This is a genomic window from Parafrigoribacterium mesophilum (assembly GCF_039652555.1).
Classification (GTDB): Bacteria; Actinomycetota; Actinomycetes; order Actinomycetales; family Microbacteriaceae; genus Parafrigoribacterium; species Parafrigoribacterium mesophilum.
Map to the genome: position 1 here is coordinate 1,494,185 of NZ_JBDJAF010000001.1, position 13,432 is coordinate 1,507,616.

The following is a 13,432-nucleotide window of genomic DNA, read 5'->3' on the forward strand; positions in this document are numbered from 1 at the left end:
CTCGGTGACGCGGTGTTCATCGGCCTCGGCTCGATGATAGGCGCCGGCGTGTTCGCGGCGTTCGCCCCCGCCGCCCGCGCCGCGGGCAACGGGCTGCTCATCGGTCTGGTGATCGCCGCGCTCGTGGCGTTCTGCAACGCGACGTCGTCGGCGCAGCTGGCGGCGGTGTATCCGGTGTCCGGCGGCACGTACGTGTACGGCCGCAGGCAACTGGGGCCCTGGTGGGGATTCCTCGCCGGCTGGAGTTTCGTGATCGGCAAGACGGCCAGTTGCGCCGCCATGGCGCTGACCTTCGCCGCGTACGCCGCCCCGGCCGGCTGGGAGCGACCCGTCGCGGTGGCCGCCGTGGTCGCGCTCGCGGCGGTGAACTACCGAGGGGTGACCAGGACCGCGCTGGCGACCAGGATCATCGTCACCGGTGTGCTGATCACCCTCGCGGTCGTGGTCGCCTCCGGCGTCGGTGCCGGCCTGCCGGTCGTCGGCGGAATCCTGGACGGCGGCCTGCGTGACGGTGGCCTGGTCGCCCACGGCTGGTACGGCATCCTGCAGTCCGCCGGCCTGTTGTTCTTCGCTTTCGCCGGTTACGCGCGCATCGCGACCATGGGTGAGGAGGTACGCGCGCCCTCCCGCACCATCCCGGCCGCCATCACCATCGCGCTGGCGATCACCGTGGTGATTTACGCGGTCATCGCGGTCACCGTGCTGGGCACTCTGGGACCGGATGCCGTCGCCGGCTCGACGGCACCGCTGGCGCTCACGGTGCAGGGCAGCGGGTGGGACTGGGCCGTGCCCCTGGTCCGGGTCGGCGGCGCGGCCGCGAGTCTCGGCGCGCTGCTCGCCCTCATTGCCGGGATCGGCCGTACCGGGCTGGCGATGGCGCGCGAGGGCGACTTGCCCCGGTGGCTGGCCGCCGTGCATCCGCGGTTCAAGGTGCCGCACCGCGCCGAAGTGGCCCTGGCGGCGGTGGTCGGCATCTTGGTGGTCGGCGTGGACCTGCGTGGGGCGATCGGGTTCTCCTCGTTCGGGGTGCTGCTGTACTACTTTGTGGCCAACGTGGCGGCGTTCAGCCAGAGGCGTGAGCAGCGGCGCTATCCGAAGGCGCTGCAAGTGCTCGGTGGGACCGGATGCCTGGTGCTGGTCGCCACGGTCCCGCTGCCGGCCATCGGCATCGGCGTCGTCGTGCTGCTGGTGGGCATTCTCTACCGCCTGATCACCCACGCACATCCCGCCACCTAGGCCCCCGCCCCATCCCGTTTCAAGGAAAAACCGTCACAGCCGGCCCATTCCGTCGGCAATGAGGCCCCTCGGAGACAGAAACTCCGTGAAACGGGTTAAGACACACGGAAGGGGGCGGCATCCGCGCGCTTGAAGGTGAGGCCGGTGCCGGGAGCGGATGCATCAGGATGCAGGATGCCTCCTGTCGGGTCGAGGGTGCCATCGAACAGCAGTGACTCGATCCGCACGTGGTCGTGGAACCACTCCAGGTGTCGCAGGTTCGGTGTGGCGGCGGCAACGTGCACGTGCACGTGCGGCGCACAGTGCCCCGACACCTCCAACCCGTGCGAGGCGGCCACCGCCGCGGCCCGCAGCCACTCGGTGATGCCGCCGCAGCGGGTGGCATCCACCTGCACGCAATCCACCGCGCGCGCATCGCAGAGCCGCCGAAAGTAGACCAGGTCGAAGCCGTACTCCCCCGCAGCGACATCCGCCGGAACTGCCTCGCGCACCTCGCGCAAGCCGTCCAGATCATCGGAGGACACCGGCTCTTCCAGCCAGTGGATGTCCAGATCCTCTGCCTGCCGCATCACCCGGATCGCCTGTTTGGCCCGGTAGCCACCGTTGGCGTCGACGAAGAGTTCGGTGTGGGCGCCGATCGTCGCGCGTGCCTGACGCATCCGTGCCAGATCGCGCTCGGTATCGCCGCCCCAGTCCTGACCGATCTTGATCTTCACCCTCGGGATGCCCTGCCCGTGCACCCAGCCATCCAACTGGGAACGCAGCGCATCCGCGCCATACGAGGTGAATCCGCCGCTGCCGTATACCGGCACATCCGTGCGCACCGCACCGAGCAGCCGGTACAGCGGCAGGCCGAGTAGCCGCGCCTTCAGGTCCCACAGCGCCACATCCACGGCAGAGATCGCATAACCGATCGCGCCCTGACGTCCGCTGTTGCGCACCGACTTCACCATGTCGTCGAACCGGCCGGCTACGTCGAGCGCGCTGCGAGTGCGCAGCAGTGGAGAAAGCATGCTCGTCACGATGGAGGCGCATTCGGCGGCGCCGTAGGTCCATCCGGTTCCGACCATGTCGCCGGATGCCACTTCCACCAGCACCATGGTCGTCGACTGCCAGGCGATGGTCCCGTCTGCCTCCGGCGCGTCGGTCGGAATCACGTAGACGGCCGCGTCGACACGGTCGATCGTCGCGTCGAGCATGGCACGTCAGTCCTTGCCGTGCGGAAGGAACTCCTGCGCCTTGGTCTTGACCAGTTCCTTGAGCACCCCCCACCGATCCACGTCGCCCTTGAGCATCGCCTCGGCGAGATCCTTGGCCTGCTCGAAGGTCGCGTGCGGTGGGATCGGCGGCACATCCGGGTCGACGTGCACGTCGAGTACCGTCGGTCGATCCGCCGACAGCGCCTGCTCCCAGGCGACGCCCAGTTCCTCCGGGTCGGTGACCGGCACCCCGCGCAGGCCGAGGCTGTTGGCGAATCCGGCGTAGTCGACATCGGGCAGCCGCTGCGACTCGACGAATTTCGGGGAGCCACCCATGGCGCGCAGTTCCCAGGTGACCTCGTTGAGGTCGTTGTTGTGCAGCACGGCGACGATGAAGCGGGGATCAGACCACTGCTCCCAGTACCGCTTGAGCGTGATCAGCTCGGCCATGCCGTTCATCTGCATGGCGCCGTCGCCGGCGAACACAATCACCGGTCTGGTCGGATTACCGAACTTGGCGCCGATGCCGTACGGCACGCCGGGTCCCATGGTGGCCAGTGTGCCCGAGAGTGAACCACGGATGTCCCCATGGAATTTCAGGTGACGTGCGTACCAGTTCGCCGATGATCCGGAGTCGGCCGTCACGATGGCATCATCCGGCAACCGGGATGACAGCTCGGAGAACAGCCGCATCGGATTGATCGGGTCGGCGGACACCATCGCCCGCTTCCGCATGGTTTCCCACCACTTCCCAACACCCGATTCGACGTTTTCACGCCAGGACCGGTCTTCCTTGCGGTTCAGCAGCGGGATGAGGGCCTGCAGTGTCGCCTTCGCGTCGCCGACGATGTTGAGTTCGTACGGGTACCGCATCCCGATCATGGTGGGATCCAGGTCGATCTGCACCCCTCTGGCGCTGCCGGATTCCGGCATGAACTGGGTGTACGGAAAGCTCGAACCGATCGTGAGCAGCGTGTCGCACTCCATCATCAGGTCGTAACTGGGCTTGGTGCCCAGCAGCCCGATCGATCCGGTGACATACGGCAACTCGTCGGAGAGCACGTCCTTGCCCAGCAACGCCTTCGCCACCCCGGCGCCGAGCAGGTCGGCCACCTGCTCCAGTTCGGTTCTGGCGCCGCGCGCTCCGTTGCCGACGAGCATCGCCACCTTCGTCCCATCGTTGAGCAGATCGGCCGCCGCACGAATGGCCTCCGGGTCCGGGGCGGTGCTGCCCCAGTCGACGCCGACACTCGATGGCACCATCTTGAACTCGTGGGTCGGCGCCGCGTAGTCCAGCTCTTGCACGTCGGAGGGGATGATGACGGCGGTGACCGATCGCCTGGTTTGCGCGATCCGGATGGCGCGGTCCAGTACATTGGGCAGCTGCTCCGGCACGGTCACCATCTGCACGTAGTCGCCGGCAACATCCTTGAACAGGGTGAGCAGGTCCACTTCCTGTTGGTAGGAGCCACCCATCGCGCTCCGGGCGGTCTGGCCTACGATGGCCACGACGGGAACGTGGTCGAGTTTCGCATCGTAGAGCCCGTTGAGCAGGTGGATCGCGCCGGGTCCGGATGTCGCCAGACACACCCCGAAGGTGTCGGTGAACTTGGCGTAGCCGACCGCCTCGAACGCCGCCATCTCCTCGTGCCTGGCCTGGATGAACTGTGGCTCGTTGTCGGCGCGCCCGAACGCCGCGACGATGCCGTTGATGCCGTCACCGGGGTAGGCGAACACCTTCTGCACACCCCACTCCCGCAATCGGCCCACCAGATAATCTGCTACTTGCTGCGCCATGTCGGTCTCCTTTCCGTGCGCACTATGCCGCTGTACCCGCTGTGGCCAGTCGGTCGGCGGCGCGGGCGGCGAGGGCCATGATGGTCAACGCCGGATTCGCGGCCCCTTGAGTCGGCAGCACGCTGCCGTCGCAGATCAGCAGGTTGGGAACAGCGAAGCTGCGGCAGTCAGCGTTCACGACGCCGTGCTCTTCGTCCGCCGCCATCCTGGCTCCCCCGACCAGGTGCGCGAACCGCTGAATGGTGATGACCTCCTGCGCGCCCGCCGCCGTGAGGATGCGCTCCATCACCTCCTGGGCGGCAGTCACCAACTGCCGGTCGTTGTCGCACTGGGAGTACTCGAACCGGGCGATGGGTAGGCCGTTGCGATCGGTTTCTTGTGCAAGCGTCACCCGGTTGCCCGCCTGCGGCAGGAATTCGCACAGGGCACCGAGGCAGGCCCAGTGCACGTAGTCGCTCATGTAGTTGCGCAGGCTCGCACCCCAGTAGCCCTGCGCCATCACGTGCTCGGCCCACGTGATCGGCAGCGGCGATACCGTCTGCACCGAGAACCCGCGCTTGTAGGCGGCGTGCGGGTCGGTCTCGTAGAACGCCTCGGTGCTCACCTCCGGCGGCGGTGCCTTCCACATGCGCACCTCGGATGCGAACCTGCCGGCCGTCTGCGGCGCGCCCTGCACCATGAGGTAGCGACCGACCAGGTCGAAATCGTTGCAAAGCCCGTCGGGGAATCTCGGCGACACCGAGTTGAGCAGCAGCCGTGGCGTCTCGATGGAGTATCCGGCGATGGCGACCATGCGGGCCGCCTGAAAGTGCGCTCGGCCGTTCTTGATGTAGTGCACCCCGGTGGCAAGCCCCGTGCGCCCGTCAATCTCCACCTTGGTCACCATCGCATCGGAGCGCACTTCGGCGCCGTGGTCGAGGGCATCCGGGATATGGGTGATGAGCGGCGATGCTTTGGCGTTGACCTTGCAGCCCTGCAGGCAGAACCCGCGGTAGATGCAGTGCGGGCGGTTTCCGAAGCGGCCGTTGACAATGGCGACCGGCCCGACCTTGGTGGGGATCCCACAGGTCAGCGCGCCGCGCTGGAACAGTTCGCCGTTGCCGGACACCGGATGCGGGCGCTGCGGATAGGAGTGCGGGTCACCCCACGGCCAGTGCTCCCCCGCCACCGGCAGCTCGTTCTCGATGTCCGAGTAGTACGGTTTCAGGTCCTGGTAGTCCAGTGGCCAGTCGGCGCCGACACCGTCGCCGGTGAAAGTGTGGAAGTCGCTGGGATGGAACCTCGGCGTGTATCCGGCGTAGTGCACCATGGAGCCGCCGACTCCTCGGCCCGAGTTATTGGAGCCGAGCGGCACGGGGTCCGTCCCCGCGATGACCCGGGGCTCCGTCCAGTACAGGTGGTGTGAACCGGCCTCGTCGCTGACCCAGTCCGTTTCGGGGTTCCAAAACGGGCCGGCATCCAGCGCAGCCACGCGAAGGCCACGCCGAGCAAGCCGTTGCAGCAGGGTGGATCCGCCGGCGCCGCAGCCCACGATCACGAGGTCGAGTTCATCGTCGTCATCGAAGCGGCGCATGTTCTCGCGCAGCCGCGGCAGCATTTCCGAGCCGCTGGCTGTGAGCAGCCACGCGGAGTCGTTGCGTGAGGACACGGTGTGCCTCGCAGATACCGGGTTGCTCGTGCCTGTCGGGTTCACGATGTGCCCTTGTCCACGGCGTCCCCCCGGGGGCGGACCGGGTTATCGAACGGATTCGCATCCGGAACCTCGAACGGCTCCAGGCGGTCGATCCCGAGATTCTTATAGCCGCGCGGGTACGCGGGGCCACCGAACCCGATCTCGTCCCACGCCCACGGATGCGAGTAAAACGCCGTACAGGCGTACCTGGTCCACAAACTCCAGAGCCGGTCAGCCGGAAAGCCGCGCCACGAACCCCTGCCCAGGGCGTGGATGCTGTTCAGGATCGCTGCCTGATCCTCGCGCGCACAGCCGGCGAAGTCATCGCCGTGTTCTTCCCGGGCTTCGTCATCGAGGGCGGCCAGCGACCTGGACCAGGCTTCCCGGTCCGGCGGCAGGTTGTCATAATGCCAGCCATCGGTTTGATCCTCAGCCAGCCGGGCGTCGATGAGCTCGACAACTCGAACTCGCGGCTCATCGCGCTGATCGAGCAACTGGTCGACGAGGGCCCGGGCGCACGCCTCTTCCTGCGGCGTGAAGAACCGGATACCGGGAAGGGGGCCGAGGCGGGACTCGACCGCCGCACGAGTCACCGGGTCCCAGCGGCCAGCCTGCGCCATCGTGTGGAAACCCGGGTATCGCCGCCCGCCGTCGGCCGGACGCGCCGGCAGTTGCATCATTTCTCTCGCCTGAGCAGTGCCGCGAGCAGGCCCATGCCTCCGACCAGGGTGACCAGCAGCGGCGCCATCAACGGCGGTCCCATTTCCATGTTGTAGCGAAAATTCCGCCAACCGCCCGGCTTCTGCTTGATCCCGCGCCCGTGCAGCCAAGTGCCCTGCAGCCCATTGGCCACGATGATGCCGGACGCGAGCGGCAAGAATGTCTTTGCCATCCGCCGACTCACCACTCCCGCTACACCAGCGGCGGCGCCGACCGGGCCGAGCACGACCGGCGCCCACATCCACTTGTTGCCGAAGCTGGCCTTGTCGTGCTCGAAATAGATTTCAGCGGCGCTGACTAGTGCCCCGGCCGCCGTCATGGCGGACAAGCTGCGCTCGAACCGCCCCGTCTTGACATCTTGGACTATTCGATCAATTTCGCGGACCACAAAGATCCAGCTTGTGCGGATTCAGCCAGACCGCAACCCGCTGGGAGCAAACACGCAGCTAACGTCGATTCTGTTCCGGGTGGTCGCTGCTCTCAGAGCCCGCATGGCGGGCCGAAGTACGCGGCTCATCCGCGGTGTCCCTCGGGCGTCCGCGCACGTCGGTGTCGGGGTCGAGCGAGTTGGCCTCACGAAGCTGGTCGTCTGATCGGGAGCGGACCGATTCAGCCTCCTGTGCCCGTTCACGCGCCTCGCGGCGCAACCGTTCCGCGTCGACCTCGGCCTGCTTCGCATCGGCCTCGGCTCGCGTGGCTTTGGCTTCACTCTCGCGCGCGCCAAGTTCGTTGTCCCGGGCGTTCTGCCGCAACTCGGCTGCCTTGGTGCGGTGCGCGTCGAGCGTTCTCCTTCGACCGAGGTAGAGCACCACCCCGAGCACGATGAGGATAACGACGATCACGACGATGATCCAGACCAACGTTGTGGTGTCCATAAAGATTCTGCTTCTTTCGGTTCGTAGGGACTTGGGTCCGGCCCCGCTAGACCGACCGGCGTCCCGAAATGAAGCGGAACAGCCAGGCGATGATCGCGATGACCAAGAGAACAATTCCGATCCACAGCAGGAAGTTCAACGCTTGGTTGAAACCTCCGACGAAAAGCAGAATGATCGCGATGATCGCCAGGATGATGAAGAGCGAGTTCATGTGCTTAGTCCTTTTCTCTTGTGCGTTGCGCGCCCTGCCGGTCCTGACCAACGGTGGCGGCCAGGGAACTGTGCAGGTTGTCGATTTGGAGTTTCGCTATTGATGCGGAGGTGCCGCCCACCGCAGAGCGGGGAGCCAGCAGGTCGGTAGCGCGATTCTGGGCGCTGACGGAGTCTCGTTGCTTAGGCATGAGACGGCAACCAGGATAGGACGTGCTCGGTTCCGGTGGCCGGCGGGCTGACGCGGACGAAGTGCGCGATGGCATCCTCGAGGGTGGCGTAGGTGAACCACTCGAAGCCACGGCCCATCTGCATGACCTCGAACACGCCGTCCTTTTCCTCGACGAATCCGATCAGTGCGCGAGCGTCGTCGTGTTGTGAGAACCTGGTGTCGCAGATGCGCCACGCCGACGGTGAAAGGCTTTGGACGTCGATGTTGCAGGCCTCCGGGGCGTTTACCGCATATGCGGTTTGCTTCGTTGTGAGATGCACGTTTCCCCTCCTGAATGGTGCGGGGCGCTTGTAGGTAGAACGCCCTCTCTCTTTCGTATTGAACCCGCAGTGTCCCCCCACCAACAAGGGGTTGTCCGTCCCTGAGCTTTGTGGTAATTCCGCCGCGGCGGCGCGAAAAAGCGCCCGGGCGCCATGGGCACCCGGGCGCAACAGATGTTCGGTCAGACGCTGCTGCTACGGCCGGAGATAGATCTCACCAGCCAGACGATCACTGCGATGACCAACAGCAGAATGCCGATCCAGAGCAGGAACTTGAGAGTAGCCACGAACCCGCCAACAAAGAGCAGGATGACTCCGATAATTGCGAGAATCACGAGCAGAGACATTGTGTGTTACCTACCATTCCGTGTTGATCCGCCGGGGTACGACGGACGCATCACACGGTAGGACCACCGCACGTTACCGTCCAGGTGAGGCCTAAGAACGTACAGGCAACTCCCAGGCGACCTCAGAAGGCGATGGCGGCTGCCAGGCCGAGCCCGAACACGAGCACGGTGAGGCTGGTCAGACGTAACGCGAGCATGAATTCTGGAGCGGTTTTACCCGTGGCGACGATGAGCGCAGCGGGAACCGCCAGGAGCAAGGCGAAGTACACGAGCGGCGCGTTCAGGTAGAACACCGCGAAGAAAATCAGGATCAGGAAGGGGATCGTCATGAAGATGCCGAACAGGATGCGCGAGAGCTTCGCTCCCAGCAGCACCGCGAGCGTGCGTTTGCGGGCCAGCGCGTCCTGCTCGAGATCTCGGAGGTTGTTCACCATGAGCACGGCGCAGGCCAGGCTGCCCGCTGCCGCCCCGGCCAGCCAGCTTTCGATGGTGACCGTGCCCACCTGCACATAGGTGGTTCCCGCGGTGGCGACCAGGCCGAAGAACACGAAGACGAACACTTCGCCGAGTCCGTAATAGCCGTATGGGTGCTTGCCGCCCGTGTAGAACCAGGCGGCCGCCACGCAGGCGGCGCCGACGACGAGTAACCAGTAGAAGCCGCTGGTCACGACCACCGTGGCTCCGGCGGCCGCCGCCAGAGCGAAGAACGCTAACGCCACAGCCAGCACCGCGCGGGGTTTCGCCGCCCCGGACGCCGTCAGTCTGGCCGGGCCGATTCGATGCGCGTCGGTTCCGCGGATGCCATCGGAGTAGTCGTTGGCGTAATTGACGCCGATCTGTAGGCACAGGGCAACGGCGAGGCACAACAAAGCTCGCACCCAGTGCACTTCGCCGGGAGTGTAGACGAGTGCGGCCGCGGTGCCCAGGGCCACCGGCGCGACCGCGACCGGTAGGGTGCGGATGCGCGCCGCAGCGATCCAGTCCGAGGCGCCCGCCGCGGCCACCACCGCGCGTGGCTGTTGCCGACCGGGGTGGCCACCGGAGCGACTCTTCCCCGCTGCGGCTGACCTCGGCGCAGCCGGACGCCCCCGCTGAGGTCGCTTCTTATTGGTCTTGTTGGCCACGGGATCATCCTACTGGCGCGCGGAATGCGACCATGTGGAGGATGCCTCCTGGCAGGTAGATCGCTGCCGGTCAGCAGTCGGCGCCGTCAATGAGCAGCGCTGTCAATAATCAGCGCTGTCAACGAGCAGCGCTGTCTGCGCTTGCCAAGGCCACCAGCGCGCGGCGGTCCGGCTTGCCGCTGGCCAACCGTGGCAGCACCGGCACAACGCGCACGGATGCCGGGGCGGCGGCCGGGCCCAGCACTGCTTTGACGTCGTCGCGTAACCGAGTGAGGTCGACACTCGCCGTTGAGACGACCACGGGGACCTGGCCCCACCGGTCACTCGCGACGGCGACGACTACCGCTTCGCCAAGGCCGGGCATGGCACGTACCACGCGTTCCACGTCGGCTAACGACACCTTCACGCCGCCGGAAATGATGATGTCGTCCATCCGGCCGGTCACGCGCAGCGTGCCGCCCTCCCATCGTCCTGTATCGCCGGTGCGGTACCAGCGCACGCCGTCGCTGAGCTGGAACCGGTCCGCGGTGCGCTGATCGTCGCCGAGGTAGCCCTCGGCGAGCACGCTGCCGGCCAGTTCCACCTGCCCGTCTGAAATGCGCACCCTGGTGTTGCCGATCGGGACGCCGTCGTACACGCATCCGCCCGAGGTCTCACTCGAGCCGTAGGTACGGGTGAGGTTGAGTCCGAGCTCGAGCGCGTGGGCGAGAACGTCCAGCGGAGTCGACTGGCCGCCGACAAGGATTCGGTCGAAACGGCGCAATACCCCCAGTGCGCGCTCCGCCGCCAGCAGCCGGCGCAATTGCGCCGGGACCAGCGACACGAACCGTAAGTCGGCATCCATGCTCCTGGCGGCCTGGACGAACCGGCCTACGTCGAAGTGCCCGCCGGGCAGCATCACCGGTTCGGTTTCGGCGGCCAGGGACCGCACCAGCACGTTGGTTCCTGCCACATAGTGGGCGGGTAGCGCAAGCAGCCACTGACCAGGGCCGCCCAGCGCCGACGCGGACGCCGCAGCGCTGGACAGCAGCGCATCCGCGCTCAGGGCGACACGTTTGGGCCGACCGGTGGACCCGCTGGTCTCCACCACCAGGGCGATCCGCTGTGCCACGGTGGAGGGCAACCCTGCCGGATCGAACCCAGTGGCGGCCGGCAGGATGGCCGGCCCGTCGGCCGTCAAGGCCTGCCGCAGCGCGGCGAGCACAATGGACGCATCCGCCGCGGGCACCACCCTCAGCTCACGAGTCACAGCAGCTCCGGGGCGGCATCAGTACTGCCAGGGGTACGGCGACCAGTCCGGTTCGCGCTTCTGCAAGAAGGCGTCGCGGCCCTCGACCGCCTCGTCGGTGCCGTAGGCGAGCCTGGTCGCCTCCCCGGCAAAGACTTGCTGTCCCACCATGCCGTCGTCCACGGCGTTGAAGGCGAACTTGAGCATCCGGATGGCGGTGGGCGACTTGGTGAGGATTTCGTTCGCCCACGCGTACGCGGTCTTCTCCAACTCGGCGTGCGGTACCGCGGCGTTGATCGCGCCGGCGTCCAGCGCGCGCTGGGCGGAGTATTCTCTGGCCAGGAAGAACACCTCGCGGGCGAACTTCTGTCCCACCTGGCGGGCGAAATATGCGCTGCCGTAGCCTGCGTCGAAGGAGCCCACGTCGGCATCCGTCTGTTTGAATCGGCCGTGCTCCCGGCTTGCGATCGACAGGTCGCAGACCACGTGCAGTGAGTGTCCGCCGCCGGCTGCCCAGCCGGGGATCACCGCGATGACAACCTTCGGCATGAACCGGATGAGCCGCTGCACTTCGAGGATGTGCAGGCGCCCGACGGGATGCTGCCGCGGCGCATCGGCGTCGGTCGCGGCCTCGTACTGATAGCCGTCCCTGCCGCGGATGCGCTGGTCGCCTCCGCTGCAGAACGCCCAGCCGCCGTCCTTGGCGCTGGGGCCGTTGCCCGTGAGCAGCACAACGCCGATTCGAGAGTTTTGCCTGGCGTCATCGAGGGCCGCGTAGAGTTCGTCGACGGTGTGCGGCCGGAATGCGTTGCGCACCTCCGGGCGGTTGAAGGCCACCCGAGCCACCCGGCCGGCGACATCATGGTGGTAGCTGACATCCGTCAGTTTCTCGAAGCCTGCGACGGGCCTCCAGAGGGTCGGGTCGAACAGCTCGGAAACCGCGGGCTGTCCGGAAGTTGCTGACTGTCCGGGAATTTCAGGCATGCTCAAAGCCTACGCGTGGCCTACCGTGAGCCGGCGAAGGTCAGGATGCCGGTCAGCACCAGTGGATTGGCCAGCACACTGATGATCGCCGCGGCAATGGCGAAACGACGGCCGCGTCCGAGCACTGCCGCGACCACGGCCAGGGCCAGCGACACGACGGTGGCGCCCATCATCGCCTGGGCGATCGACGTGCCGAGGCTCCAATTTCCCGAGGATGCCGCGGCGATGGCGATCCCGTCTCCCAGCACGAACAGCAGGGCCAGACCGAGCGCCACCAGTCCGAGTGGTGCCGATACGGCGCGCGCCGACCTGCCGGACCGGCCCCGCTGGGGGTCGGGTGGTGCCCCGTCAGTCGGCCAGGACTCGGCGGCTTCGGCGTTGGACGTCATTGCTGTGCCTCCATCGCCGTTCCGTTTCCCTCAATGCCTGCAGCCCGAGTCCCACCCACAGTAGTGCAGCGCCTCGCGCGTCGTGCCGCGTGGCATGCGGGCGTCCCGGCGCGGCACACTGGAGGGGTGCCCCCAACGTTGCTTCCCCCGTTGCCCGAGTTGCTCGATTCCGCCAGGATAGTCGCGCTGCCGCTGGCCGCCCGCTTCCGTGGCATCGACGTGCGCGAGGCGATGCTGCTGCGCGGGCCGCAGGGTTGGAGCGAATTCTCACCGTTCGTGGAGTACCAGGACGCCGAGGCCTCGGTCTGGTTGGCTGCTGCGATCGACTTCGGCTGGCGGGCGCAGGCGTCGCCGCTGCGGGACTCCATCCCGGTCAACGCGACCCTGCCGGCGGTAGCACCCCAGCAGGTAGCCACGGTGCTGGACCGGTTCCCCGGCTGCCGCACGATCAAGGTGAAGGTCGCCGAGCGCGGACAGGTGCTGGCGGATGATGTTGCGCGCGTGGCTGCCGCACGCGACTACGTCGGGGCGGCCGGGCGCATCCGCGTGGACGCTAACGGCGGCTGGAGCGTCGCCGAGGCGGAAACCGCCATCCGCGCACTGCAGGATTTCCGGTTGGAATACGTGGAGCAGCCGTGCGCTACGGTGGCCGAACTGTCACAGTTGCGGTCGGCGCTGGCCGGCGAGGGAGTCCTCATCGCGGCCGACGAGAGCGTGCGGAAGGCCAGCGACCCGCTCGCCGTCGCCCGAGCCGGCGCCGCCGACCTGCTCGTGATCAAGGCGCAACCGCTGGGCGGCATCCGCGCGGCGCTGAAGATCGTGGCCGGTGCCGGGCTGCGCGCCGTCGTCTCGAGCGCGTTGGACACCTCGGTGGGCATTTCGATGGGCGCGCACCTGGCCGCGGTGCTGCCGAGTCTGGACTTCGACTGCGGGCTGGGTACCGCCGCGCTGCTGGCGGCGGATGTCACGCCGCAGCCGCTCCTGCCCGTCGCGGGCGAGATCCCGGTGCGGCCGGTGGAGGTCAGTGACGCGTTACTCGACCGGCATGCGGCGAGCCCCGAGCGCACAGCGTGGTGGCGGGAGCGGTTGGCGCGGTGCTACGCGCACCTCGTCGCGGAACCCGTGCAGTAGTTTCCATTCCGGGCAATAGTGCCCGGCG

At 67.1% G+C, this 13,432-nt stretch carries 16 protein-coding genes; 2 read left to right on the top strand and 14 right to left on the bottom strand.

What is annotated here, in order from left to right:
- Window positions 1-33 precede the first annotated feature (33 nt).
- Window positions 34-1,236 (top strand): APC family permease, encoded by a 1,203-nt coding sequence (locus tag ABFX56_RS07110; RefSeq protein WP_428834426.1) that lies wholly within the window; start codon window positions 34-36, stop codon window positions 1,234-1,236.
- A gap of 95 nt (window positions 1,237-1,331) precedes the next feature.
- Here ABFX56_RS07110 and ABFX56_RS07115 read toward each other — a convergent pair whose 3' ends face one another.
- The 14 genes from ABFX56_RS07115 to ABFX56_RS07180 form a co-directional block, all read right to left on the bottom strand.
- Complete coding sequence (locus ABFX56_RS07115; RefSeq protein ID WP_346232557.1) at window positions 1,332-2,435, bottom strand: enolase C-terminal domain-like protein; 1,104 nt, start codon at window positions 2,433-2,435, stop codon at window positions 1,332-1,334.
- A 6-nt stretch (window positions 2,436-2,441) separates the two neighbouring features.
- Entirely contained in the window at window positions 2,442-4,232 is a 1,791-nt protein-coding gene (locus ABFX56_RS07120) for a thiamine pyrophosphate-requiring protein (protein ID WP_346232558.1), read from the bottom strand.
- Window positions 4,233-4,254: 22 nt separating this feature from the next.
- On the bottom strand, window positions 4,255-5,880 hold the full coding sequence (locus ABFX56_RS07125) for a GMC family oxidoreductase (RefSeq protein ID WP_346232559.1): 1,626 nt from the start codon (window positions 5,878-5,880) through the stop codon (window positions 4,255-4,257).
- 41 nt (window positions 5,881-5,921) lie between these two features.
- Window positions 5,922-6,584 carry a gluconate 2-dehydrogenase subunit 3 family protein gene (locus ABFX56_RS07130; RefSeq protein ID WP_346232560.1) on the bottom strand — a complete coding sequence of 221 codons (663 nt, stop codon included), beginning with the start codon at window positions 6,582-6,584 and terminating at the stop codon, window positions 5,922-5,924.
- Window positions 6,581-6,943, bottom strand: coding sequence for a hypothetical protein (locus tag ABFX56_RS07135; RefSeq protein WP_346232561.1), 363 nt, complete (start codon window positions 6,941-6,943; stop codon window positions 6,581-6,583). The genes ABFX56_RS07130 and ABFX56_RS07135 overlap by 4 nt, the downstream gene beginning before the upstream one ends.
- 127 nt (window positions 6,944-7,070) lie before the next feature.
- A complete protein-coding gene (locus tag ABFX56_RS07140) occupies window positions 7,071-7,499 on the bottom strand; it encodes a hypothetical protein (protein WP_346232562.1) in 429 nt (142 codons plus the stop codon).
- A 46-nt stretch (window positions 7,500-7,545) separates the two neighbouring features.
- Window positions 7,546-7,710: a hypothetical protein gene (locus tag ABFX56_RS07145; protein ID WP_346232563.1), complete on the bottom strand. Its 165-nt coding sequence runs from the start codon at window positions 7,708-7,710 to the stop codon at window positions 7,546-7,548.
- A gap of 4 nt (window positions 7,711-7,714) precedes the next feature.
- Window positions 7,715-7,900, bottom strand: a complete 186-nt coding sequence (locus tag ABFX56_RS07150; RefSeq protein ID WP_346232564.1) for a hypothetical protein — start codon at window positions 7,898-7,900, stop codon at window positions 7,715-7,717.
- Complete coding sequence (locus tag ABFX56_RS07155; protein ID WP_346232565.1) at window positions 7,893-8,201, bottom strand: hypothetical protein; 309 nt, start codon at window positions 8,199-8,201, stop codon at window positions 7,893-7,895. The genes ABFX56_RS07150 and ABFX56_RS07155 overlap by 8 nt, the downstream gene beginning before the upstream one ends.
- A 182-nt stretch (window positions 8,202-8,383) precedes the next feature.
- Window positions 8,384-8,548, bottom strand: coding sequence for a hypothetical protein (locus tag ABFX56_RS07160; RefSeq protein ID WP_346232566.1), 165 nt, complete (start codon window positions 8,546-8,548; stop codon window positions 8,384-8,386).
- Between the two features lie 122 nt (window positions 8,549-8,670).
- Complete coding sequence (locus ABFX56_RS07165; protein WP_346232567.1) at window positions 8,671-9,672, bottom strand: 1,4-dihydroxy-2-naphthoate polyprenyltransferase; 1,002 nt, start codon at window positions 9,670-9,672, stop codon at window positions 8,671-8,673.
- A gap of 118 nt (window positions 9,673-9,790) precedes the next feature.
- Window positions 9,791-10,921 carry an AMP-binding protein gene (locus ABFX56_RS07170; RefSeq protein ID WP_346232568.1) on the bottom strand — a complete coding sequence of 377 codons (1,131 nt, stop codon included), beginning with the start codon at window positions 10,919-10,921 and terminating at the stop codon, window positions 9,791-9,793.
- 18 nt (window positions 10,922-10,939) lie between these two features.
- Window positions 10,940-11,884: a 1,4-dihydroxy-2-naphthoyl-CoA synthase gene (locus tag ABFX56_RS07175; protein WP_346232569.1), complete on the bottom strand. Its 945-nt coding sequence runs from the start codon at window positions 11,882-11,884 to the stop codon at window positions 10,940-10,942.
- Window positions 11,885-11,904: 20 nt separating this feature from the next.
- Window positions 11,905-12,273 carry a hypothetical protein gene (locus ABFX56_RS07180; RefSeq protein WP_346232570.1) on the bottom strand — a complete coding sequence of 123 codons (369 nt, stop codon included), beginning with the start codon at window positions 12,271-12,273 and terminating at the stop codon, window positions 11,905-11,907.
- A 138-nt stretch (window positions 12,274-12,411) separates the two neighbouring features.
- On the opposite strand from ABFX56_RS07180, the gene ABFX56_RS07185 reads away from it, so the two are divergent.
- Window positions 12,412-13,404: an o-succinylbenzoate synthase gene (locus tag ABFX56_RS07185; protein WP_346233168.1), complete on the top strand. Its 993-nt coding sequence runs from the start codon at window positions 12,412-12,414 to the stop codon at window positions 13,402-13,404.
- Window positions 13,405-13,432: the final 28 nt, after the last annotated feature.

Coding starts and splice junctions, on each gene's coding strand:
- ABFX56_RS07110 (WP_428834426.1), top strand. CDS start 34: ATGATAGGCGCCGGCGTGTTCGCGGCGTTCGCCCCCGCCGCCCGCGCC.
- ABFX56_RS07115 (WP_346232557.1), bottom strand. CDS start 2,435: ATGCTCGACGCGACGATCGACCGTGTCGACGCGGCCGTCTACGTGATT.
- ABFX56_RS07120 (WP_346232558.1), bottom strand. CDS start 4,232: ATGGCGCAGCAAGTAGCAGATTATCTGGTGGGCCGATTGCGGGAGTGG.
- ABFX56_RS07130 (WP_346232560.1), bottom strand. CDS start 6,584: ATGATGCAACTGCCGGCGCGTCCGGCCGACGGCGGGCGGCGATACCCG.
- ABFX56_RS07135 (WP_346232561.1), bottom strand. CDS start 6,943: ATGACGGCGGCCGGGGCACTAGTCAGCGCCGCTGAAATCTATTTCGAG.
- ABFX56_RS07140 (WP_346232562.1), bottom strand. CDS start 7,499: ATGGACACCACAACGTTGGTCTGGATCATCGTCGTGATCGTCGTTATC.
- ABFX56_RS07145 (WP_346232563.1), bottom strand. CDS start 7,710: ATGAACTCGCTCTTCATCATCCTGGCGATCATCGCGATCATTCTGCTT.
- ABFX56_RS07150 (WP_346232564.1), bottom strand. CDS start 7,900: ATGCCTAAGCAACGAGACTCCGTCAGCGCCCAGAATCGCGCTACCGAC.
- ABFX56_RS07160 (WP_346232566.1), bottom strand. CDS start 8,548: ATGTCTCTGCTCGTGATTCTCGCAATTATCGGAGTCATCCTGCTCTTT.
- ABFX56_RS07175 (WP_346232569.1), bottom strand. CDS start 11,884: ATGCCTGAAATTCCCGGACAGTCAGCAACTTCCGGACAGCCCGCGGTT.
- ABFX56_RS07180 (WP_346232570.1), bottom strand. CDS start 12,273: ATGACGTCCAACGCCGAAGCCGCCGAGTCCTGGCCGACTGACGGGGCA.